Source organism: Chryseobacterium sp. PvR013, from assembly GCF_017833095.1.
Classification (GTDB): domain Bacteria; phylum Bacteroidota; class Bacteroidia; order Flavobacteriales; family Weeksellaceae; genus Chryseobacterium; species Chryseobacterium culicis_A.
This window is the reverse complement of the sequence record NZ_JAFIBT010000001.1, coordinates 4,202,445-4,226,884: the sequence shown is the minus strand read 5'-3', so window position 1 is coordinate 4,226,884 and position 24,440 is coordinate 4,202,445. Positions and strand designations below refer to the sequence as shown.

Here is a 24,440-nt window from a genome sequence, read left to right as displayed (position 1 = left end):
TTTATTTAATGATCAGTTTAGAAGACTTAGTGTCTTTTCCATTAGAAACCTGAATCATATAAACTCCTTTTTCCAATTGCTGGTCTACTTTGAAAACACCACTTCCTTCTTCAGTTACAGATGGGCTTGATACCAATCTTCCGGACATATCAGAAATAGATACTTTTAGGTTTTTACCATTTTTAGCTTTAATGAAGATTTTATCTCCGGTAGCTACCGGGTTAGGATAAATAGTTAAATCGCCACTATCAGCTTTCACTTCACTTGTTGCTAAATTGGTAACAAATTTTACCGTATAATCTTCAACCTGTCCGTACTTTAATTGTCCACAAGGAGTCATGTTAGAATTCTCATCATCTACAAGGACTCTCATTCTTAGAGGAGTATTCAATACTACTGAAGCCGGTGCTGTAATGGTAGTACTGTAAGTACCTACTAAAGTAACAGGATCTGCAATAATATTATCAGCCGAACCTACAAGTTCAGAAGCTTCAAACGTTCCGTTATTATTATAATCAATCCATATTCTTATATCATTATTTGAATCTGATACATTCACTTGAAGATTATGAGTTCCCGTTGCAGAAAGTTCAGTTGATGTTGCTCTTAAGCAGCTTGCTCCTGTATAATCTTCATAGAAATTAGCAGCACTCTGCCAATATCCTGTTGATGCATTATTGATATTTCCCAGTTTCACTAAAGTAGGTCCTACGAAATAATTACTTGGCGTAGTAATACCTGTTGGATTACATGCAGCAGCAATAGGAGTTCCAATAGCTGCTCCTACAGAAGGTGCTGTTGCTCCTAATGAAGTACTTAACCCTCCTTTCATCAAGAAGAAATAAAGAGCTGCTCTATCATGTTGCCCATTAGTAAATTTAAATGCAATTGGATTGGTATAGTTCATCATGTTATACTGTACTCCCTGATAGTTCACCCCTGAACAATAATTCATATCGTTATTGGTAGGTGCCGGATCGTTCAGCAAGCTTCTTGATCTTTCGGTATCACAAACCTGATCATCATCATTCTCACAGTTACCAGTAGTGGGTGGACAGAAAGTAGTAGTTGTATCTCCTTGTGGTGCATCCGGGTTTACATTTCCAAAAGTATGAAGTAATCCCATACTATGTCCAAATTCGTGTGCCAGAGTAATATCATCCGGTAGTGTAACTACAAAAGATTTCATAAAGGATTCATAAGAAGAATCAGGATTTTGAGGTAATCCTGCCCATCCCATGATACCATAAGTACCACCGCCATCTACTTTATTCATAATATAAATATTGAAGTAAGATGCTTCCGGCCAGTGAGGAGCAATTGTTTTTACCTGTGCTGTTGTAACTCCATTAGCTCCGTTACGCTTTACTCCATAAGTATCGTATCCTGCAAGAGTTCCCCCGTTATATCTAACAATACCTGTAGTAGCATTACAACTTGGGTCTCTTTTAGCTAATACCAATTTAATCGGCATTGTAGCCGCATTACCAAAATCTGCAGGAATTCCCTGAGCCCACTGATAAGTCCCTGCATACATTTGATTACAATGATCCAACCACGCCTGAATTTGTGCATCACTTTTATTGTAAGCTGTACCAATAGCAGCTCCTGTAGGCGCTATTACGTGCACTACTACAGGAATCTCGTAAACTCCATTTACAATTTTGTATGCACTTCCATTTTTAGCAGCCGCATTTTGATTACTGCTAATAATTTTGTTACGGATATTACGAACCATTTCATCAATTTCCGCATTCTGCTTTTGGTGTACTCTCTGTTCATTATCAAAGTCACACCAATCTTTTTTTTGCTGTGCTGATACTGAAAGGGATAGTAGTAATGTCCCACAAAGGATAGTTTTCTTCATTTCAATAATTTAAATAGGTTGTAAATTTTTCAATCTTATGTTTCAATCAGCTAAAACTATAACTGAAAATCCTCACAAAATTTAAAATTTTATTACAGTTAGTAGAAAAAAAACCATTATTGTTACATTTTAAACGAAAATAAAATTAACATCATTATAAATAGAACCTATTTTATTTATATTATCACAAATAAATAACCATAAAAACAAACAATACAACAAAACAAAAACACAAGATTATCACTCTATCAATCAAAACATTAAAGCAATATCATAGAATAAAAAAAACCGCACGAATTGTGCGGTTTTTCTATTTTTAATTCCATATCATTCTATAAAGAATAATTTGGAGCTTCTTGTGTGATAATTACATCATGCGGGTGAGATTCCTTCAATCCGCTTCCTGTAATCATTACCAGTTTGGAATCTTTTTGAAGTGTTTCAATATCTTTTGCCCCACAATATCCCATACCAGCTCTCAAACCTCCTGTCAACTGGAAAATAACGTCTTCCAGTTTTCCTTTGTGTGGAACTCTTCCTTCAATTCCTTCCGGAACGAATTTTTTAGCTTCACTTTGGAAATATCTCTCTTTACCCCCTCTCTTCATTGCGGAAAGGCTTCCCATTCCCTGGTAAGATTTGAATTTTCTTCCCTGGAAGATAATTTCCTCTCCCGGAGCTTCATCTGTACCGGCTAAAAGAGAACCTAACATTACGGCTCCTGCTCCACTAGCGATTGCTTTAACGATATCTCCGGAAAGTTTAATTCCTCCGTCACCAATTACGGTTACATTTTGAGATTTTGCATATTCGTACACGTTATAGATAGCAGATAGCTGAGGAACTCCTACTCCGGCAACTACTCTGGTTGTACAGATAGATCCAGGTCCTACACCTACTTTTAATACGTTTGCTCCTGCTGCAATAAGATCTTTAGCAGCATCTGCAGTTACGATATTTCCTCCTACAATATCAAGGTCCGGATATGCTTTTCTGATTTCTGAAATTTTATCTAAAACTCCTTTAGAATGACCGTGTGCAGAATCGATGGCTACGATATCAACTCCTGCCTGTACCAAAGCCTCAATTCTTGTCAATGTATCTTCTCCTACTCCTACTCCTGCTCCAACGATAAGACGGCCATTTTCATCTTTATTAGCATTAGGATACTCTAACTGATTGTCGATATCCTTAATAGTAATTAAGCCTACAAGTTTATTATCTTTATCTACGATAGGAAGTTTTTCAACTCTGTTCTTAAGAAGGATTTCTTTTGCCTTTTCAAGGTTGGTATCTTTGTCTGAAGTGATAAGATTATCTTTGGTCATAATCTCCTCTACTTTCATACCAAGATTTTCCTGATATTTTACATCTCTGTTGGTAATAATTCCAATTAGAACATTATTATCATCTACTACCGGAAGACCTGAAATCTTATATCTTGACATAAGATCTTTGGCTTCTCCTAAAGTATGATCTTTAGATAAGGTAACCGGATCAGAGATCATTCCGTTTTCTGAACGTTTTACACGATTTACCTGAGCAGCCTGCTCAGCGATCGTCATGTTTTTGTGGATAAAGCCCAACCCTCCAACTCTTGCCAAAGCAATTGCCAGATCAGCTTCAGTAACAGTGTCCATCGCAGCGGAAACTATCGGAACATTCAGCGTGATTTTGTCGGTAAGTCTTGATTTTAATGAAACCTGGTTAGGTAAAACTTCTGAATAAGAAGGGACTAGAAGAACGTCATCGAAAGTGATGGCTGTCTCTACAATTTTGTTATGAATAGACATCTTTACTTTCTTTGCAAAATTAGGTTATTTTAGTGAGATATGAAAATCCTTTTTAATAGTTTAAATAAAAATTAATAATCAATAACTTAAATCGAAAAAACCGTTCTTTATCAGAACGGTTACTGTACAAAATAATTGAATAAGTATGAAACTACTTTGGTTATATGTTAAATAGTGAACACAAAGGTCTATTTTAAAGGGTTTCCATTTTCGTGCAGATTCTCAATATGAGTCTGATTATTTTTATATACGTATAATTTGGAAGACTGGTTTTTTAAAGGCATGAAAAAAAAGCCACACAGTATGGTAAATACAACGGCATAGATTTTAAGGATATGGACTTCTCTTATTAATTTTTCCATGCTTTGAATGTTTGAGATAGTATGATTATTTATCAGAAACAGAATTAATCATTTTTGAAATATCATTCGCGGTAAAATTTCCTTTCACATCTACAAAGACCATTTCATTCTTACCCGAACCTACCGTGATCAGCATATTTTTGATAGCATCCCCATCTTGTTTTACCCTTATGTTAATATGCTCTCCATCATGTTTTATGGTTGCCCATTCTTCGTAATGATTATCATTCAAAAACTGGGCATAATCGTTTAGCATTTCATTACTTCCGTTAGTTACGGTAAGTACTTTTATTTTAGAAGCCTTCTTTACCAGATCAATGGTCTCTTCACTTTCTCCATCTTCTCTCAAGGCCTTCTTAATATAAGATTTAGCCAGAACCATGGGTACATTAATACTTGCAAACTGAGCTCCCTTGAAATCATATTTTGAATTCTGGAAAAAATCTATATTTGGTTTTTCTGAAACAATGCATGACTGAAGCCATCCTATTGTCAAAACAATGAGAAAAATGGGTTTAAGAGCCTTCATAGTTTAGTTTTTTTATTTGATTTGTCTGAAGCTTCCTCCCGAGATTTTATCTACTTTAGCGTCCACTTCGGGATTTCCTTTTAGTTTTACAGAGGCTCCTGACGAAACACTTACTTTCAGTTTATCAGTAACCAGCAAAGAAAGGCTTGCTCCTGAAGTAGATTCTGCCACCGCAGTTGCAATTTTAAGATCATCAGCCTTACAAGACGCTCCACTGCTTATATCAATTACTGCGGAAACAGCTTCTCCTGATAAGCTCACACTTGCTCCGCTTGAAGTATCCAATGCTAGTTTTTCTGTATTAAGTTCAGCATTCAAAACAGCACCAGAGCTCACTGTAACAGCGGCAGCTTGTTTTATATTGAAAGCACCTTTAATAATAGAACCAGATTCCGCATCGATCTCCATACTATTCTCATTAACAGGATTCACAGCTGTGAAGACACTTCCTGATGAAGTTTTTATGCTATGAAGATTAGGAGCAGAGACATTGACATTCAGATTTTTAAATCTCAGGTTTCTTACCCCTTTATTGTCAACATATATTTTCAGCACCCCGCCTTCCACTTTCGTGATCACGTATTGAAGTTTATCTGCATCAGCAATTACTTTTACGCTTCTTGTATTTTCCTGTTTGAAGGTAACGTTTACGCCTACACTGGCATCAATTTTTGAGAATTCTCCTACATTTCTGTTGTCCCCATTCAGATAAGAAGATGTATTGTCTGAAGTAAGGCTGTTTCTTACAGAAGTTGTAACGGAAGAAGTTGTTGTTTCACCGGAATTAATGATCTTATTAACATCTGATAGTTTCATTTTTCCGTTAAGAATAAAAATGATATTTTCTTCTTTGGAATCAACATTGAAAACCAGATTTTCCAAATAATTATCTTTTTCTTCTTCAGCAAGGAATTTCATGGAAGTGCCATCACTGCTCATTGACATCAGCTCATTAAAGTTTAAAGATTTCAATGCATTGTTTACTCTTGCCGTTTTATCTTCGTTCATTTTTATATTGGCAAGATTCTCATCTTTTAAACGATCCGGAAAGGTAATTTTAGGGATTATCAAAATTTTAAGCCCATCTACTTCATTCAATATAGGTTTTATTTTTCCTATATAGGCATCATCAACATCAATGGTATTCAATAGTTTGAACATTGGCTTCTTAATGTTGATTGATGTTACTCTTCCATTTTTTTCAAAATCCTGAAAAAGCTTGTCCAATTTCTCAGTCTGTGCAGAATAGTTTGCAAAACTGGTTAGCATAATGGCTATTATAAAAAATATTTTTTTCATGGGATTGATCTGATTTTTAATATTCGCTGTCAAGATTTTCATTTTTTTGAGAAGACGCTACTGTTTTTTTAAACTCACTTCCTAATTTCATAAAGGAGTATTTGGCAACATCAATCGCTTCTTTTTCACTGGTGATTCTTTTTCCGTTCACAATGACATAGGAGTCATTATAGGTTGCAGCAGAATCATTTATATTTCTGTTGTTCTGGTAGGAAGAGTTGTCTACATATTTAGGTCTTCTTTCTTTTTTAAGTCGTCCTCTTTTTGGCAGAATCTCATCCAGTACATCTTTTTCTGCTACCTGATTATCCTGAAAAACAGAATCTTTTTTCACACCGGAAATAGAGTCGGTATGATTAACGGCTACCTGTTCCTGATGATCACTGTTTTCTTCAATAAACCCGGACTTTTGCTTTAAGATTTCATCTTTTACCAGTTTTTCTCTGTCCTGAACATCGGTATTATACCGATTCAGGAAAAATCCAGCCCCGAAAATCAGCATTACACTGGCGGCCATCCAGAACCATTTAGGAAAGGAGGGCTTTTTCTTTTCTTCCAACGGAATAACAGGCGCAGTATTCTGTTCAGGTTCCGCACCTTCTGCAGTCTGAAGAAAGTCTTCAAAACTCCAGTCCATTTTTTCTTCCTTAATATCCCGGAAGACTTCGTTGTATTTATCTTGTAATTGATCTTTGTTCATAGCTCATCAGTTGTGAGATTTGTTCTTTTACTTTTTGTCTCGCACGCATCAGGTTTACCCTTACTGCATTTTCCTCCATTTCCAGCATTTCAGAAATTTCGGAAACATCATATTCTTCTACATCTTTCAAGTGGATGACCAACTTTTGTTTTTCGGGGAGCTGATTGATAAATCCTACAATATGTTCCTTAAGGTTATCAACTTCCATACTGTAAAGCTCCGATCGATGAAGCTGCATATCCGCAAAACCGATCTTTACATCATGATGCTTCAGGCGGTTCAGGCATTCATTCCGGACGGATTTCAGCGCATAGGATTTAAAATTCCCGAATTGCTCAAGCTCATCCCTCTTCTGCCAAAACTTCATCATGAGATCCTGTACTACATCTTCTGCTTCATCACTGCTCATGACAAACCGCTTCGCAAAACGATACATCTCGTCTTTGAGAATAAACACCGTATTCTTGAAAGTTTCTTGGGTCATGAGTTTTGTTTCTTATAGGTAAGACAATTGCCGTTACAGATCTATTACATCAAAAATAAAAAAACTTCAAAAAAGATTGAAGTTTTTTATTATCATCGAATTAATACGTATCAAAAATATGTTTCAGAATCGCTTTATCCTCCTCTGTCAAAGGAACTTTTCTCCTTGCCATGGCTCTCTCTGCCACTTCATATACTTTATCCAGCCTGAATCTTTCATCATCTTTCAATCCGCCCCATGAAAAATTTTCCACAAGATTGGGCGGAAAGCCTGGTTTGAAAATATTGGAAGCCACTCCAATCACAGTTCCGGTATTCAACTGAGTGTTGATTGCTGTTTTGGAATGATCTCCCATAATCAGCCCTGCAAACTGCAAACCTGTATCTTCAAAAGCTTTTGTTCGGTAGTTCCAGAGTTTTACGTGGCTGTAGTTATTTTTAAGATTGGAAGAATTGGTATCAGCACCAAAATTACACCATTCTCCTATGACGGAATTTCCGATGAAACCTTCATGTCCTTTACTCGTATATCCAAAGATGATAATGTTGTTCACTTCTCCTCCTACTTTACAGTGAGGACCGATAGTGGTAGCACCATAAATTTTAGCTCCCAGATTGAACTTAGAATCTTCTCCAAGCGTGATAGGCCCGCGGAGGTGGCAGCCTTCCATTACTTCTGCATTTTTCCCGATATAAATTTTTCCGGTTTTTGTATTCAGGGTTGAGAATTCTATTTCCGCACCTTCTTCAATAAACAGGTCTTTTTTATCACCCAGGAAACCATTGGTTGAAGATAATTCCTGTGAAGTTCTTCCTTTAGTAAGCAAATCAAAATCGAAATCAATCGCGTGATGATTATAGGTAAATAAATCTTTTGGTCTTTTAAAGAAAATAAGATCTTCCTTAATATCCGTCATTTTTTCAATCTGATTCAGGGAAAAACCTTTCATATTGATTTTTGCGGCGATTAATTCGTCCTCATACACTAAAGCTTCCCCTAGCTTAAGATCCTTTATCTGTTGAATTACAGTTTCTGTTGGAAGGAAATTCGGAACTAAAAAGAGACTTTCTTTTTCCTCAGGACTTTTAAATTTATCCTGAAGATACATTTCTGTGAAGTAGCTTACTTCAGTATTTTCGAGGATTTTCTGCCATCTTTCAGAAAATGTAAGGATTCCGCATCGCATTGTCGCAACCGGACGTGTAAAAGTAAGCGGAAGAAAGTCTTCCCAATATTGTGCGTCTGAAAATACTAATTGCATCATTCAGTTTTAAGTTTAAGGTTTAAAATTCAAGGTTAACAAATTTACAATAAAAAAAGTCTCCCAAAAATTGGAAGACTTTAATATTTTAATTGTACAAAAATTACTTAGCGAATTTTTTGTATTTGTTCATGAACTTATCAACTCTACCTGCAGTGTCAACTAGTTTTACTTTACCAGTGTAGAAAGGGTGAGAAGTTGAAGAGATTTCCATTTTGATTAATGGGTATTCTTGTCCTTCGTACTCGATAGTGTCTTTTGTTTCTGCAGTAGACTTGCAAAGAAACACCTCGTCGTTACTCATATCTTTGAAAACAACAAGTCTATAATTTTCTGGGTGGATTCCGTTTTTCATAATACTATTTTTAAAAAAATTAAGTTTGCTTTCGAAATAGTAATGGATATTTCTCTGCTAAATTTTAGGTTGCAAAAATACAACATTTTTTCTAAATTCCAAATACTGAATTCAATATTTTTTTATTGATAAGAAATTCAAAGTATTTTCGTTAAATTTGGAACTTACTTAAACTTTAATTTCAATGAAATTCAAATTATTACTGGCTTTTTCCTTCTGGATGTTACTTGTAGCTGTATCATGTAATAAGGATGACATTACGTTTGACAGCCCAACACAGGAACTTCGTTTTTCAAGAGACACGGTATTCTGCGATACAGTATATCATCAGGTACGTTCAGAAACCTATGTTGTAAAAGTATATAATAATGAAGATAAGGATATCCTGATCCCAAGAGTAAATCTTGAAAAAGGAGCTGCATCATTATATAGAATCAATGTGGATGGAAAACCGGGATATGATTTTAAAAATGTGCCTTTGAGAAAAAAGGACAGTCTTTACATTTTTGTTGAAATTGCCCCTGAAGCTACCGGACCTGAAGCTATTGCAGAAGACAAAGTTCTTTTCACCAGTCCTGGCGGGCAGCAGCACGTAACATTATTCTCTGTGGTTCAGGATGCTGAATTTTTTATCCAGACACCCGGCAATCCGAATGTGATTACCAATTCTACCACGTGGAATAATAATAAAGCAAAGATCATCTACGGAAATCTTACGGTTAATCCTAATATAACCCTTGATATAAATGCCGGAACTAAAGTATACTTCCATAAAAACAGCGGAATGAAGATTTCTTCCGGAGCGGTTTTAAATATCAACGGAACTCAGACCGATCAGGTTATTCTTCGTGGTGACAGAAACGATCCTTATTATGATACAATTCCTAAAAACTGGAATTCTATTAAAATGGAAGCCAATTCTATCCTTAAGATGAACCATGCCAGGCTTTTCGGAGGTACAAGAGGGCTTGATATGAAGCAAACCAACGCTACAATTACCAATTCATTTATTCATACTTTCTTTGAATATGGAATTTATGCAGTGGGTTCTACCGTGAATGCCAACAATCTGGTGATGAACAATTGTGGTTTATCCTGTGTAGGAATCTTCCTTGGAGGAAAGCATAGCTATACCCATGCTACGATTGCCAATTATTCTAAAACGATGAGTTCTTTTGACAGAGCGGGAATTTTTGCTGCCAATGAATGGAAAAATGATGCCGGACAGACCCAACAGGGAGCTTTGCAGCTGCTTGATATAAAAAACAGTATTGTATATTCTGACAGGGATGATGCTGTACATTTTGAACAAACTCCCGGACAGCAATTTGAATTCTTACTTCAGAATTCATTAATCAAATATACCAGTGCCACCGGAGCCGGTTTCACGTTTGATAACAATCCCAATGTAATTCAAACGGTAAAGAATGCTGAGCCTCAGTTTGTCAATTATTTTATGGCTAAAATGAATCTAAGAGTAAAAACCGGTTCTCCAGCTATTGGAAAAGGAAATACAGCTGTAGCTGCAACCGTACCTACTGATATTGTAGGTGTATCCAGAACCACTAATCCCACTTTAGGAGCTTATCAATAATGGAAATTACGCAATTGCAACAGCAGGTAGATGAATGGATCAAAACCATTGGGGTAAGATATTTTAATGAGCTGACCAATATGGCGATGCTGACAGAAGAGGTAGGTGAAGTAGCCCGAATTATTGCCAGAAGATATGGTGAACAAAGCGAAAAGGAAAGCGATAAAAATAAAGATCTCGGTGAAGAACTGGCAGATGTACTTTTTGTAACGCTGTGTCTGGCCAATCAAACCGGAGTTAATCTGCAGGATGCTTTCGACAGAAAAATGAAAATCAAAACTGACCGGGATAAAGACCGGCATCAGAATAACGAAAAATTGAAATAATTATCAATGATGAGTTATGAATTACCCATGGATTTGTAACTCATCATTTTTTAAATATCATGTAGATCATAATGAAGAAGCTAGAAAAATCAAAATTATTAGAAAATAAAACGGTACAGATCAGCGGTTCGAAAAGTATTTCGAATCGTTTATTGATTCTGGAAAGCCTGTTTAGCAATATAAAAATTGGAAATCTATCCAATTCTCAGGATACGCAATTGTTGAAAAAAGCATTATCTGAGGATACAGAGACGGTAGACATCCATCATGCGGGAACGGCAATGCGTTTCCTTACTTCTTATTATTCTATTCAGGAAGGTAAAACAACAATACTTACCGGCTCAGGCAGAATGAAAGAAAGACCCATCAAGAATCTTGTCAGTGCTTTGAGGGATCTTGGAGTAGAAATTGAATACATGGAGAATGAAGGATTTCCGCCTTTAAAAATTAAAGGAAGAAAGATTACCCAGACTTCAGTAAATGTTCCTGCCAATATTTCAAGCCAGTTTATCACCTCCCTGCTTCTTGTTGCCGGAAAACTGGAAAACGGACTGATGATTAATCTCGTAGGAGATGTTACTTCAAGGTCTTATATTGAAATGACTCTTGACATTCTTACAAAATTTGGTATCCAAAGCAGTTTTGAAGGGAACACAATTAAAGTAGAGCCTTTCACTCCTAATGATTCTGCTGCAGTGCATTATGAAGTGGAAAGTGACTGGAGTTCGGCTTCTTACTTCTATTCGATCTGTGCGCTGGGAAGAAAAACGATTCACCTGAAAAGTTTTTACAAAGCGTCAACACAGGGAGATTCAGCCATTGCCAATATCTATGAAAAGTTCTTCGGAATCAAAACTACATTCTCTGAAGATCAACATCAACTCACGCTGGAACCTCAGCCTGATTTTGCTTTCCCAGAAAAAATTATCCTGGATATGAATAACTGTCCGGATATTGCACAAACGCTTTGTGTAACAGCCGCTGCTTTAAAAATTCCTTTTGACATTTCCGGATTAGGAACATTAAGAGTAAAGGAAACAGACAGACTTCTTGCTTTATATAATGAGCTTAAAAAACTGGGTACTGAAACAGAAATTACAGATCTAACCATTAAATCTATCAGTTTCGGAGAACCGGAAAACGATATTTCAATTAAAACCTATCAGGATCACAGAATGGCAATGAGTTTTGCGCCGTTCTGCCTGATTAAAGAACTCAATATAGAGGATGAAGATGTTGTAGAAAAATCTTATCCGGTGTTTTGGGAAGACCTTGAAAGTATCCTGACTCATTAATTTAATACTGTAAAGTGTGGTAATTTGAAAATTATTTTAATTTCGGGTTACCACATTTTCACAATGAAGTTGTTTAGACAAATGAAAAAAAATTCACTTTATATTAAAACCATTAAGAAGGATTTAAGAAATAAAGTATAGTTAAGATGAATCATTCTGATTTTAAGCTTATCTTAATACTCTTAACGCCTTACTACAATCTTAATGTTTCAAAAACAAAAGTTTAAACAGATTAAATATAATAATGATGAAACATTTCTTTTCCTTTTTGGTTGTTTTATCTGCGACAAGCTTATATGCTCAGAATCTGAAAGATTTTTCAGTTCTGAAAGGATATACAAAGATTACTGAAACCAAAGGTGATCTTGACAAAGATGGAAAAGAGGAAACAGTCCTGATATTTAATACAAATATAAAAGCATCAGACACGCAAAACGCGGAAGGTACAAATGACTATAGAAGGGTTTTCTATATTCTGAAAAAGGGAAACAACGGGCTAAAGGTATGGAAAGAAAATTCTGTCATCCTTTTTTCAAGCGGATTTGGATTTTATCCTTCTGACAATACTCTTACAATCAATATAAAAAATAACTGTCTTATTATTGAACAGCTGTTTTTTACCAATTCAAGGCATACCCAGAAATACAAACATACTTTCCGGTTTCAAAACGGAGATTTTTATCTGATAGGATCTCATGATCATTTTGAAGACACCTGTGATTTCAGTTTTACGAATGAAATCAATTTTTCTACAGGCCAAGTGATTGTTGACAGAGAATATTCATCCTGTGATGACGATACCAAAGTACCTGAAAACTCACACAAAGAGTTTTCTCATAAATTCCCGACTCTTATTAAAATGAATGATTTCTTTATCGGAGACCACAAATTCAAAATTCCCGGATCAAAGGAGGATTTTGTATTTTAGGATGGAAGCATGAAGCTGGGTGCTGGAGGTTACTGCTGGACGGTTGATCTATCATAGCCGCTTTATTGTAAATCCATTACTATTTAACTATTAACGATTTCTCTTCTTCCATCATCCATCCCCGAGCTTCCAAACTTTAAATCAACTTAATCATCTCTTAAAGTTAAATTAACTCCTCATGTTTTGATATATTCTTATTTTTAAGCTACCTTAAAAAATAAAAAAACTATGTTCAAACAAAACATGAAGCGTTTCACAGCCATTACTCTTGGGCTTGTTACTGCATCCATCTTTTTTTCCTGTTCAAACGACAGTATGCTGGAAAGAGACTCTAATGAAAACAATTTAGCTTCTTTCGCAAAAGCGGGCAGGACTTCTTTAGCTCCTATCGAAATGAATAGCTGGATGTCTGGTCTTCAGGACAATATTTCAATTTCAAAAATCTCCATTCCCGGAACTCATGATTCCGGAGCACGTGTAGATGCTCCTGTGGTATCAGGTACGGCTAAAACCCAAGACCTCAGCATTGCAGAACAACTTAATGCAGGAGTCCGTTTTCTGGATATCCGTTGCAGACATATTGACAATTCTTTCGCCATTCATCACGGAGCAATTTACCAAAACCTGAATTTTGATGATGTATTGAATGCGTGTTATGCCTTCCTTAACAGCCATCCATCTGAAACAATCATTATGTCTGTAAAAGAAGAATATGATGCTTCCAATACCACCAGAAGTTTTGAACAGACTTTTGATGCTTATGTACAGAAAAATCCTTCTAAATGGGATCTTGGAGCAAACATTCCTACATTAGGTTCTGTAAGAGGAAAGATCAAATTATTAAGAAGGTTCTCTGCGGGAACAACTAAAGGGATTAATGCTTCTCCATGGGCAGACAATACCACTTTTGACATCAACAATTCCGGAGTGCAGCTAAAAGTTCAGGATTATTATAAAGTAACCAACAATGATGATAAGTGGAATGGAATTTCAAGTCTTCTTAATGAAGCAAAAAATGATACGAATGGTAAACTTTTCGTGAATTTCACCAGCGGTTATAAACCAGGAATCTTCGGAATCCCTAGTATTCCTACAGTATCCAACAATATCAATCCAAGGCTTAAAACATTCTTTCAAACGAACACTAAGGGATCATTTGGGGTAATGCCAATTGATTTTGTGAATGCTGAATTGTCTGAATTGATTGTTAAGACCAATTTCTAATTTATTATTTGTTAGATATATTCATAGGCTGTCTCTCTTTTTGGGGCAGCCTTTTTGAATTTTTCTCTGCTTCTATTTCCCTCAGATAACACAGATTATCCACAAACATCTGCTTAATCTGTGAAATCTGTGGGATTTCTAAATTAAACACGCAAAAAAAAGACTGCTTCGAAAACGAAACAGTCTCTCTTTGTAAAAGTAAAAGTATTAAAATCAAAAGTTATTTCTGTATTCCGTAGGCTGCCATGATTTTATTGAAAATCTCAGTATTTTCAAACAACCCTGTGAATTCTTTGGAATTGGGTCCGTAAGCAAAAACACTTGACGGAATAGAAGTATGATCATTGGTACTGAAATTTCCAAATACCCAGCCATCCTTCAGACTGCCGTCCAATAGCGTCAATCCTCCTGTTTCATGATCTCCCACTACAATTACTAAGGTTTCTTTATTTTCATCGGCAAATTTCATGGCCTTACCAACCACATGATCAAAATCCAGTAATTCTGTAACTAACTGTTCGATGTTATTACTATGACCACCTCCGTCAGTCTGTGAAGCTTCCACCATCATAAAGAATCCGTTTTTATTATTCTTTAAATCATTTAAAGTAAGATCAAATGCATCGGCAAGCCAGTTTCCTCTTCCGTTGGTTATTCTTTGTGAAGCCAAAGGATCAATAATGAGGGTACGATTATTAATTTTAGTTACAGATTTCAGATCCTGATACAAATCGATTTTTGCTTCTTTGAATTTCTGCAGATTTTCCTGAGACAATCCACTTGTAGGACCACCGATCAGGATTTTTGTTTTTGAAACCGCAAAATCTTTCAAAATAGGCTCTGAACTGTTTCTGTTGTCCGAGTGGGCATAAAAATCTGCGGGAGTGGCATCTGTAACATCTCCTGTAGAAATTAATCCGGAAACCATTCCTTTCTCAGCAATAATATCAGGAATCTGTGCAAGTGCTCTTCCCATATTATCAACTCCTACAAATGTATTTTTGGTTTTTACTCCTGTTGCAAATGCCGTAGATCCCGGCGCCGAATCCGTAATATAAGCGTTGGATGAATTGGTTTTGGACAGCCCTGTGGATTTCATGTTGAAAACATTCAGTTTTCCTTTGTTGGCCGTAAAGGCAGCGTAATATTGTGGCAAAGAAGTTCCGTCCGGAATAAGAAGGATCACATTCTTCACTTTCTTTGCAACACCGTCTGATTGATAAGTCGGAGTATAAGTAGTGTATTCCTTTGTATTCTTATAAAAGTTCTTTGGAATAGTATTCATGAATTTTTTAAGATCCGGAATATGATCGGTATTGATATAATCCACCCCTAAATCCATAAGGTTTACCCATGAATTAGGAAAATCCGGAGCACCGTAAAAACGAACCGGTTTCTGTTGAGCATGCGCTTTCTCAACCGCACTTTTGATTTTCTGGGTTTCTTCATCCCTTGGAATTCCTTTTCCATTCCATTTTACCAATCCCGGAAGATCTGCACTGAACATTCCGATTCTTTTCAGTTGATCTGAAGAATAGCTTTTATCAAGATCTCCATCGAAGTAAAGATAATTGGGATAGTTGTTAAAATCTGCCGGTTGAGGTCTTCCTCCGGTAATTACAATTTTAATTCCCGGATTTCCTGTAATCTCAGGATATTTATTTAATGTAGTAATCAAAGCAGCCAATGATGTTTTATAATCCTGCTTAATATCAATCAGCAACTGAAGCTTTTTATTGGCATCAGTATAAATATTCCCTTTGTTCAGTTTAATCTGTTTTGAAATAGGATCGAGATAAAGATTTTCCAGCGTTCGGTCTGCAGAAAGTTCTTTTTCAGTATGGGCTACCCAAAGTTTGTCCTTTACCAGAAAAACATCAGCTTCGATAGATCCAAATTGAGCATAGTAAGCCTGCCAAAAAGGGATTTCCTGCATATAGTCATTATGTGAATGTGCATTTCCTACATTGTAATGTAAATAATTCTGTGCCTGATTTTCAGAAAAAACAGCCAGGGCTAATACAGCCCATATTTTTGATAGTTTCATCGTATATCCTTATTATTTTTTTATAGACCATGGAGCGATCTATCTCTGTACCTGTGAAAAAAAACTATATCATCACAGAAGCATCTGCAATGATATAGTGGCTTATATATAAAAGATTAAAATTTTACCAGCCTTCATTTTGTTTAATGATTCCATGACTGTTTACGATTTCAGACTGCGGAACTGCCCAAACATTATGTACAGCTGGATTAAAGTTTCTTGCTGCCCAGACTACCTGTCCATTGATCCCGTGCAGAGGTTTAGCATACGCTGCCTGCGCATCTCCCCAACGTACAAGGTCTCTGTGTCTGTCTGCCCATTCACCTGCCAGTTCACAACGTCTTTCATGTTTCAGATCAGCCATGGTACATCCGTTTTTCGGAGTTAAGCCTGCACGTACTCTGATCATATTGATTTCCTGATCCGCAGATTTCCCCTGCATCAGCATTGCTTCCGCTTTGATAAGGATTACCTCAGCATAACGCATGATCGGAACGGCAAGGTCTGTACATGGATAATCTCCGTTGGCACTTACATGGCCACTGTTTAACTGATATTTGAAGGCATCCATATATTTATTAAACTGATATCCGGTAAGGGAATTAGAAGAAGCATATGTTCTTTCTTTTCCATTGAAGGTAAACTTGTCGCCTATTTTCAGAATGGTAGCACTTCTTCTAAGATCTCCGGTTTCGTATTCGTCAAAAAGTTCCTTAGTCGGTTGGAAATATCCCCATCCGTTATATTCTCCCCAACCTTTGTTTTCAAGCATTACCCCCGGAAGGATACTTCCCCAGGAAGTAAACTTAGGAGTTCCCGGAATAGACCAGATGTATTCTGAGCTGTAGTTATTTTCTGCTTTGAAAACATCAGCAAAATTTCCTAACAAAGCTCTGTTTCCTTTCGTCATTACTTCATTAGCCCAGAATTCTGCATTCTTCCAGTCTTTCATAAAAAGATATACTTTTGCCAAAAGCGCCCATGCAGCTGCTTTATGAGGTCTTCCGTAGTCTTTTGCTGGAAGTTCAGCCTGTGTAGGTAATAATTCTGCTGCTCTTTTCAGATCATTTACGATGTAGGTGTAATTTTCCATCACATTTGCTGCTCTTGGAATTGGGTTGGGATCCGGATCTTTTGAGCGGTCAATAATAGGAATTCCCGCTTTTTCATTTCCGTAAGAATAGGCCAGTTCAAAATACATTCTGCTGCTCATGAACAAAGCCTCTCCAAGATATTTATTTTTGGTAGCTTGTGAAGTTTGAATATTATCAACGTTACGGATCACACGATTAGCCACTCCAATCACATTAAATCTTTTGTTCCATTGGGTTTCAAGGTCACCTGCTGCGATATAATTGCTGCTGAAGTTTTTCGCATTATCAGCCTCACTTTTCGCTCTCCCGGTTACCATATCATCGCTGGCATTGATAAACCAGAAAAGCCCTCTTCCATAAAATTCACCGTCAAATAATGGTTTATACATCGCATTTGCTCCGGTAATAAGGTCGTTTTCCGTTTTCCAGAAACTGGCTTCCGTAGGAGTTCCTTCCGGCTGAACATCCAGCTCTCCTGTACACGATAAAAGCATTACGGATATTCCTGAGATTAAAAATATTTTATTGAAAAATTTCATTTCTTTACTTTTTGTTGGTTAAAAATTATAATCCGATCTCCACTCCAAAGATGAATGAGCGTGCCTGAGGATATCTTCCGGTATCTACACCATAAGAATTCATTCCTACTTCAGGATCAAACCCTGTATATTTCGTTATTGTAAACAGGTTATTGGAAGTCACATAAACTCTTACTTTGTTTACATCCAGCCTGCTGTACAATTCTTTTGGTAATGAATAACCGATGGTAAGGTTCTTCAGTCTTAAGTAAGATCCGTCTTCCACATAGAAATCTGATACTTTGGAATAATTACCACTCGGGTCTCCGTGTACCAGTCTTGGAATATCAGTATTGGTATTCTGAGGAGTCCATGCATTCAGGATATCTCTGTCCATATTGTAGTTCTGCCCTGTTCCACCCGGATTCAAGGAAATGAACTTCATTCCATTGAATATTTTATTTCCGTATACTCCCTGGAAGAATAAGTTAAGATCAAAATTTTTCCATGTCATGTTATAAGAAAAACCATAAGAAAACTTAGGATATGGACTTCCCAGATTGACAAAATCATTATTATTAAGCACTCCTGTGTTACCTTCTTTCTTCAGGAATTTAATATCTCCAGGTTTTGCATTGGGCTGAATAAGATTACCGTTGGCATCTTTATAATTATTGATTTCTTCCTGGGTCTGGAAAATTCCTCCCGTCTTGTAACCATAGAAAGAATAGAGAGGATCACCTACTTTCACACGGGTTGGTTTCAAAACGCCTCTTACTCCATTATCATTGATAAAGATCTCATCTACATTAGCTAATTGCTTCACCGTATTTTTTAGTTGACTCATAGTAGCTCCGACTGAGAAAGTAAAATCACCAGAAACTACCTTATTATAATTAATCCCCAGTTCATACCCTTTATCCTGGAATAATCCTGCATTTACATACTGATTATTATAAGTTGCCGTACTTGGTAAGCTTACATTGAAGATCTGATCTTTAGAATTCTTTACGAAGTAATCGAACTGCAAGGAAAGGCTGTTATGAAGGAATGAAGCATCTACTCCGAAGTTGGTCTGCTCAGATTTTCCCCATTTCAGATCAGGATTCGGACGTGTAGTAGCATAATAAGCAATATTCTGAGAAGGATCCTGTCCAAAAATAACATTATTATCTCTGGTCATTAATGGATTTACCGCCTGAGGAGAAATCCCTCCAAGGTTACCCAGAATACCATAACTTCCTCTCAATTTCAGACTTGAAAGCCATGAAATATCCTGCATAAAATTTTCTTTCGAAACTACCCAAGCACCGGAAACCGCATAGTAATTAGCAAATCTGTTTTGTTTTGCTACGAGTGAAGAACCATCACGTCTTCCCAATACACTTACGATATACTTTCCTGCATAATCATAGTTTACTCTCGCCAGATAAGAAACCAAAGATTGCTTGAATCTGTAACTCGAAACATCTTTATTGGTATCTGCAGCATTCTGAAGATGCTGGAAAACCTCAGCTTCACTTCGGAAGTCATAAGATTTTGCTACAAAACCATCATCAATTGTTTTCTGGAAAGTAAATCCTCCAAGGAAATCAAAATTGTGCTGTCCTGCAGTGATTTTATAGGTAAGCAACTGCTCTGCAAGTGCTGTAGATGAATTATTGGACTGATATTCCAGATTGTTGGTATCAAAAATTTTCCCAACCTCCAGTACCCTGTAGGTAAAGTTTTTTACAGTACCCAATTTAAAAGTCTGTGAAAAATTGGAACGGAATTTTAAATTTTTTGCTAAAGTAATCTCTGCATAAGGATTAATTAAAATCTCATGGGTAGGATTCCTGATACTGATTCTTTGAAGATAAGCAACCGGGTTGATCATATCTCCATATCCTCCTGCCACATCAATGGGTAATCCGGAAAAAGCACCGCTTGGAGTATATACCGGAACATTCGGTGGATAATACATGGCAGCCACTAAAGCACCTGTATACCCACTTTTGGTATCGGCTGTATTTCCGTCTGAGTAATTATAATACATATTTTCTCCGATGGTCAGCCAGTCTTTTACTTTATGTTCAGAATTCACTCTGAAGTTGTATCGTTTTGCCTGCGTATTCAATAAAATTCCTTCCAGGCTTCTGTGGTTCATTCCCACAAAATATCTGGATTTTTCACTTCCTCCACTCAGATTAACGTTATATTCCTGAATCGTTCCTGTTCTGAAAATTTCTTTCATCCAGTCTGTTCTCGTTATTCTTCCGTCCGGATATTGATTAGGATTAAAAGCTATCGGTAGGCTTCCCAGTTTACCTGCATTTTCATAGGCTTTGTACATTACATCCTGGAATTCAGCTGCATTCAAAGATTCTTTCAGTCTCCATGCTTCGTTCACCCCGTATTTAACATCAAAATCTACCGTAAGATTTCCTTTTTTCCCTCTCTTAGTGGTAATAAGAATAACCCCTCCTGAAGATCTTGCTCCGTAAATAGCTGCAGAAGCATCTTTAAGGACAGAGATATCCTGAATATCATTTGGATTAATAGATGGTGTTCCGTTGAAAACTACTCCATCTACTACATAAAGAGGAGTTTCTCCATTGATTCCTCCCAGCCCACGAATATTTACCTTAGGCGCTCCGTTAGGATCTCCACCTTCGTTCACTACAGTTACCCCGGGAGCTTTCCCCTGAAGAACTTCTCCTACTCCAGATAATGATCTGGAAGTTAGCTTATCCAGTGAAGCCTCCGAAACGGCACCGGAAACTTTACTTTTTTTCTGAGTTCCGTATCCAACAACAACAATCTCGTCGATGGATTTTTCTTTTAAGCTGTCTTTTTTCTGTGTGAGGAACATCGGTGAAGCTGATATTGCACCAATAAGTAATACCCTTCCCGTGAAATAAGTTACGGACACAGGGATTTTAAATACATTCATGATCTCCTTTTTGATTAGGTGCAAAATTAGAACAGCACGCTCCCACCAATCATTAAGGTTTTCTTATGTTTTTATTAAGAAATTTTAGCTTTTTTCAGGTACCATCTACCACACGACAAAATTAAATACTTGTTTATCAGAAATATATGTAATTAAAAGTAATCATTCTTCCAATGATGAATGATGAATTAATATTAAGTTTGTCTTAAATTTATTACATAGTAGGAATAAAAAAACCACATACAGCGGTTTGAGCGAAAAATATTTTTAAGAATCTAATTCTTAAAACACAAACTATATTTCTTTTTCTGTATAAAAGTTAACTGTTTTTTTCACAAGATTCAACTTAACAATTCCACTTCGTATTCCCATAAAAATATTCTCCTCATCGAATACCACTACAGAGTTTGGATACAGTCCTTCCCAAAACTGTTTCCTGAAAAGGAGTGTCGCTTTTTGATCCACTACTTTATAAAAGCCATGAAAAGAAGCAATATAAATACTGTCATTGAATATCGTTAAAGCTTCCAAGGCATCCCCAAAGGATTCGATTTTATTATAAGTGAAAGCTGAATCTTTTTTTAATTCATACAAACTTCCCCATATACCTGAGCCTTCTGTGAAATAGATCTTATTCTGAAATCTGAAAATATCAACAATGTTTCCAAATTTTATTTCAATTTTTTCTCTATCTTCTTTAGGCTGGAAGTATAGTGCTCCCCCAAATTCTCCTTTATTTTCTCCAATCAATGTTCCATCTTCAATTTCCAATTCAGACTCTTTTTTTATAATAGCTGGTTTTTTCCACAATCAATCTCCCATTATCTTTTTTGACAGCATAACAGTCTTTAGAATGAATAAGAACGAACCATTCCGGAGATTCTACTTTTGGAATAGAATGTTCAATGAAATTCTCCGGAATTTTAATTTCTTGTCCTGTACAATAAAAGCTAAAATTGAGTATGAATAATATTAGCAGTTCTTTTTTCATCATTAATTTAAACGTAATTAATTACTAAATTTTACCGGAGTTAAAATATAATAACTTTTCCAAGATTGATGGATTATTTCTAAATATTTTAAATCAGTTAGGGAATACATCCAACTTTAAAGCTTTATCCATATCAAAGTTCATTTTTCTTTTTTTACATTTGCTGAAAATAGATTTTACTTTTGAGCCCAGACCATTAAAAACATTCTGGTGAGTATCAGAAGGGAAATTAAAACATTAAAAATCATACGAATTCAATGACCATCATTATTACAGGAACCTCATCAGGAATCGGGTTTGCATTGGCCGAATATTTTGGTAAAAAAGGACATCAAGTATACGGATTAAGCAGAAAACATACGGAAAGTGAGTACTTCAGATCCATCCCTACAGATGTTACTGATAACACAGCTGTTCAGAATGCCATCGCTGAGGTTTTAAAAACAGAAACCAGAATTGATGTTTTAATTAATAATGCCGGAATGGGTATGGTAGGAGCAGTAGAAGACTCTACGAAGGAAGACATTCTGAAGCTTTTTAGCCTTAATCTTGCCGGACCTGTCCAGATGATGAGTGCTGTTCTTCCGAAAATGCGTGAGCACAAATTTGGAAAAATCATCAATGTTTCCAGTATCGGAAGTGAAATGGGACTGCCTTTCCGCGGATTTTACTCAGCATCAAAATCAGCACTGGATAAAGTGACAGAAGCAATGAGATATGAAGTTTATCCATGGAATATTGAGGTATGCTCTCTGCATTTGGGAGATATTAAAACCAATATTGCAGACAACAGAGTGATAGCACAGGTTTCCCAACCTTATAAAAATATTTTTGACAAAGTATATGCGTTGATGAATTCTCATGTGAATGACGGAACTGATCCATTGGAAGTAGCAGAATATATTGAAAAGCTTTTAGCAAAAAATAAATGGAAAGCTCATTATTATTTTGGTAAATTCGGGCAGAAAATAGGGGTTCCGTTGAAATGGATTCTTCCGCAGGGAACTTATGAGAATTTAATGAAGAAGTATAATAAACTGGATTAGTTTCAGTTGTATAGAAAGTTATTTAATAATATAAAATTTTAAACCATTAAGAAAAATTAAGTTGTAAAGAATCACTAAGATAAGCTTTGCTTTAAGTTTTACTACACTTAATTCTATCGTTTGCCTGGTATAGATACATTTGGGATTGAAACTGTTTTTAAAAATATTTTTTGTACTGTTCTGCGTTTTTACACAAGCGCAGAAGAAACAATATTGGCTGATTGATACGGAAACTAAAATCAGAAAAAAAGTAAAAGATTCAACCTCTGCAGTCAAATTTCTGGATTCATTAGCCCAAAGCAATTATTTCTTCACCCAACTGAAAGACGTAAAAATAAAGGGTGACAGCACTGAAATTTTCTATGACAAAGGGAAGAATTTTAATCAAACCTATGTCAATCTTACGGATTCTCTTGTTCAGAAACTGAAAATTCAGAAGGATTTTTTTACTAAGAACTTAGATTCTACCAAGAAAAGTATCAACAAAGCCTATATTGATGAAGGTTATTCTTTCAGCAGAATCAAATCTAAATATAAAGGGCAGAAGAATGGTTATCCTATTGTAGAACTTGACATCAATAAAAATGATAAAAGATCGATCAACGGATTTGTCGTTAAAGGATATGAAAAAGTTCCTAAAAGGTTCATCAAAAATCTTGAAAAGGAATTTAAAGGTAAAAATTATGATGACAAAAACCTTTTAGCTATTAATAAAACCTTTCAGAGCCATCCTTTTCTAACGCTTGAACGGCAGCCACAAACATTATTTACGAAAGATTCTACCAGTATTTACCTGTTTTTGGAAAAGAAGAAAACCAATACTTTTGACGGGGTCATCGGATTTGGAAATGACAAAACTTCCAAGTTTACCTTAAACGGAACGATGAATGTCAATTTCAGGAATATGTTCAATGGTTTTGAAACCGTCAATTTATACTGGCAGAGAAACCCGGATAAAGGACAGAATTTTGATCTTCGGGTGGACATTCCGTACCTGTTCAAATCGAATGTCGGAATGGATACAAAAGTAAATATCTATCGTCAGGATTCTACTTTTGCCAATGTAAAATTCCTTCCAGCCTTTTATTATCACATCAACAACCGGAACAAAATAGGTCTAAGAGCAACCCTGGAAAGCTCAACAATTATTGATACCTTATACGTTCAGGGAAAAGACTACAACAAAAAGGGAATCGGGATATGGTATGAAATGACAGAGCCCACCGATATTGATCTTTTCCTTTATAAGACAAGGATCAATGCCGGATATGATTTTTTAACAACCACCTACTCTAAGGATAATATTAAAGCCAATCAAAACCAGTTTTATTTCTTTGGAGAACATAACTACCACATTTCAGGAAACCACTTTCTGAACATCAAGGGAGAAGGAGCAATGATGGATTCTAAAATAGAATTCTCTGCGAATGAATTATACCGTTTTGGAGGCTGGAATTCCATGCGGGGATTTAATGAAAACTCTCTTGCTGCCGACTTCTACTACTACGGAAGCCTGGAATACCGCTATCTGATCGGCAATCAGGCATTCTTCGATTTCTTTGGACAATATGGACAGCTCAATAATAAATCCCTCAAGGTAAAACCTAAGCTCTACAGTGTCGGGCTCGGTTTCAATTTCTTCATTCCTATCGGTTTGATGAGTTTCCAGCTGTCTAATGGTAACGAATTTGGAAATCCTTTTAAATTTAATGATATCAAAATTCATTGGGGAATTCTGAGCAGGTTCTAAAAAAAGAAAGGAAGAGGGAAGCTGGAAGATCGAAGTTATTGA

Annotated in this window: 21 protein-coding genes; 7 read left to right on the top strand and 14 right to left on the bottom strand. The window is 36.1% G+C overall.

What is annotated here, in order from left to right; genetic code table 11:
• Nucleotide 1: 1 nt before the first annotated feature.
• From JOE44_RS19240 to JOE44_RS19200, 9 genes are all read right to left on the bottom strand, one after another.
• The gene (locus tag JOE44_RS19240; RefSeq protein ID WP_209786827.1) at nt 2-1,867 is read right to left on the bottom strand and encodes a GEVED domain-containing protein; all 1,866 of its coding nucleotides are present in this window, start codon (nt 1,865-1,867) and stop codon (nt 2-4) included.
• 332 nt (nt 1,868-2,199) lie between these two features.
• Nucleotides 2,200-3,660, bottom strand: a complete 1,461-nt coding sequence (gene guaB / locus JOE44_RS19235; protein WP_105681751.1) for an IMP dehydrogenase — start codon at nt 3,658-3,660, stop codon at nt 2,200-2,202.
• A gap of 188 nt (nt 3,661-3,848) precedes the next feature.
• Entirely contained in the window at nt 3,849-4,022 is a 174-nt protein-coding gene (locus JOE44_RS19230; protein ID WP_209786826.1) for a hypothetical protein, read from the bottom strand.
• A gap of 25 nt (nt 4,023-4,047) precedes the next feature.
• Complete coding sequence (locus tag JOE44_RS19225) at nt 4,048-4,551, bottom strand: DUF4252 domain-containing protein (RefSeq protein WP_209786825.1); 504 nt, start codon at nt 4,549-4,551, stop codon at nt 4,048-4,050.
• Between the two features lie 12 nt (nt 4,552-4,563).
• Complete coding sequence (locus tag JOE44_RS19220; RefSeq protein ID WP_245169818.1) at nt 4,564-5,892, bottom strand: DUF4252 domain-containing protein; 1,329 nt, start codon at nt 5,890-5,892, stop codon at nt 4,564-4,566.
• Nucleotides 5,867-6,550 carry a hypothetical protein gene (locus JOE44_RS19215; RefSeq protein WP_209786824.1) on the bottom strand — a complete coding sequence of 228 codons (684 nt, stop codon included), beginning with the start codon at nt 6,548-6,550 and terminating at the stop codon, nt 5,867-5,869. Before JOE44_RS19215 ends, JOE44_RS19220 begins: the two co-directional genes overlap by 26 nt.
• Nucleotides 6,525-7,034, bottom strand: coding sequence for a sigma-70 family RNA polymerase sigma factor (locus tag JOE44_RS19210; protein WP_209786823.1), 510 nt, complete (start codon nt 7,032-7,034; stop codon nt 6,525-6,527). Before JOE44_RS19210 ends, JOE44_RS19215 begins: the two co-directional genes overlap by 26 nt.
• A 100-nt stretch (nt 7,035-7,134) precedes the next feature.
• Nucleotides 7,135-8,295: a GlmU family protein gene (locus JOE44_RS19205; protein ID WP_209789256.1), complete on the bottom strand. Its 1,161-nt coding sequence runs from the start codon at nt 8,293-8,295 to the stop codon at nt 7,135-7,137.
• A 103-nt stretch (nt 8,296-8,398) separates the two neighbouring features.
• Nucleotides 8,399-8,650 (bottom strand): type B 50S ribosomal protein L31, encoded by a 252-nt coding sequence (locus JOE44_RS19200; protein ID WP_002976190.1) that lies wholly within the window; start codon nt 8,648-8,650, stop codon nt 8,399-8,401.
• Nucleotides 8,651-8,834: 184 nt separating this feature from the next.
• Here JOE44_RS19200 and JOE44_RS19195 point away from each other — a divergent pair, with 184 nt between their 5' ends.
• From JOE44_RS19195 to JOE44_RS19175, 5 genes are all read left to right on the top strand, one after another.
• Entirely contained in the window at nt 8,835-10,244 is a 1,410-nt protein-coding gene (locus JOE44_RS19195) for a hypothetical protein (protein WP_209786822.1), read from the top strand.
• Nucleotides 10,244-10,570: a nucleotide pyrophosphohydrolase gene (locus tag JOE44_RS19190; protein ID WP_034692883.1), complete on the top strand. Its 327-nt coding sequence runs from the start codon at nt 10,244-10,246 to the stop codon at nt 10,568-10,570. The genes JOE44_RS19195 and JOE44_RS19190 overlap by 1 nt, the downstream gene beginning before the upstream one ends.
• A 71-nt stretch (nt 10,571-10,641) precedes the next feature.
• On the top strand, nt 10,642-11,865 hold the full coding sequence (locus JOE44_RS19185) for a 3-phosphoshikimate 1-carboxyvinyltransferase (RefSeq protein WP_209786821.1): 1,224 nt from the start codon (nt 10,642-10,644) through the stop codon (nt 11,863-11,865).
• A 247-nt stretch (nt 11,866-12,112) separates the two neighbouring features.
• Nucleotides 12,113-12,793: a hypothetical protein gene (locus JOE44_RS19180; protein ID WP_245169817.1), complete on the top strand. Its 681-nt coding sequence runs from the start codon at nt 12,113-12,115 to the stop codon at nt 12,791-12,793.
• Nucleotides 12,794-13,021: 228 nt separating this feature from the next.
• On the top strand, nt 13,022-14,017 hold the full coding sequence (locus JOE44_RS19175) for a phosphatidylinositol-specific phospholipase C (RefSeq protein WP_209786819.1): 996 nt from the start codon (nt 13,022-13,024) through the stop codon (nt 14,015-14,017).
• A gap of 220 nt (nt 14,018-14,237) precedes the next feature.
• Here the strand turns inward: JOE44_RS19175 and JOE44_RS19170 are convergent, their stop codons facing one another.
• From JOE44_RS19170 to JOE44_RS19150, 5 genes are all read right to left on the bottom strand, one after another.
• The gene (locus JOE44_RS19170) at nt 14,238-16,064 is read right to left on the bottom strand and encodes an alkaline phosphatase (protein WP_209786818.1); all 1,827 of its coding nucleotides are present in this window, start codon (nt 16,062-16,064) and stop codon (nt 14,238-14,240) included.
• Between the two features lie 124 nt (nt 16,065-16,188).
• On the bottom strand, nt 16,189-17,697 hold the full coding sequence (locus JOE44_RS19165; protein ID WP_209786817.1) for a RagB/SusD family nutrient uptake outer membrane protein: 1,509 nt from the start codon (nt 17,695-17,697) through the stop codon (nt 16,189-16,191).
• Between the two features lie 25 nt (nt 17,698-17,722).
• The gene (locus tag JOE44_RS19160) at nt 17,723-20,611 is read right to left on the bottom strand and encodes a TonB-dependent receptor (protein WP_209786816.1); all 2,889 of its coding nucleotides are present in this window, start codon (nt 20,609-20,611) and stop codon (nt 17,723-17,725) included.
• 294 nt (nt 20,612-20,905) lie between these two features.
• On the bottom strand, nt 20,906-21,382 hold the full coding sequence (locus JOE44_RS19155; RefSeq protein WP_209786815.1) for a hypothetical protein: 477 nt from the start codon (nt 21,380-21,382) through the stop codon (nt 20,906-20,908).
• 1 nt (nt 21,383) lies between these two features.
• Nucleotides 21,384-21,605, bottom strand: a complete 222-nt coding sequence (locus JOE44_RS19150) for a hypothetical protein (protein WP_209786814.1) — start codon at nt 21,603-21,605, stop codon at nt 21,384-21,386.
• Nucleotides 21,606-21,859: 254 nt separating this feature from the next.
• On the opposite strand from JOE44_RS19150, the gene JOE44_RS19145 reads away from it, so the two are divergent.
• Entirely contained in the window at nt 21,860-22,648 is a 789-nt protein-coding gene (locus JOE44_RS19145; RefSeq protein ID WP_209786813.1) for an SDR family oxidoreductase, read from the top strand.
• A 145-nt stretch (nt 22,649-22,793) separates the two neighbouring features.
• Nucleotides 22,794-24,398 carry a hypothetical protein gene (locus JOE44_RS19140; protein WP_245169816.1) on the top strand — a complete coding sequence of 535 codons (1,605 nt, stop codon included), beginning with the start codon at nt 22,794-22,796 and terminating at the stop codon, nt 24,396-24,398.
• The last annotated feature ends 42 nt before the right edge of the window (nt 24,399-24,440 follow it).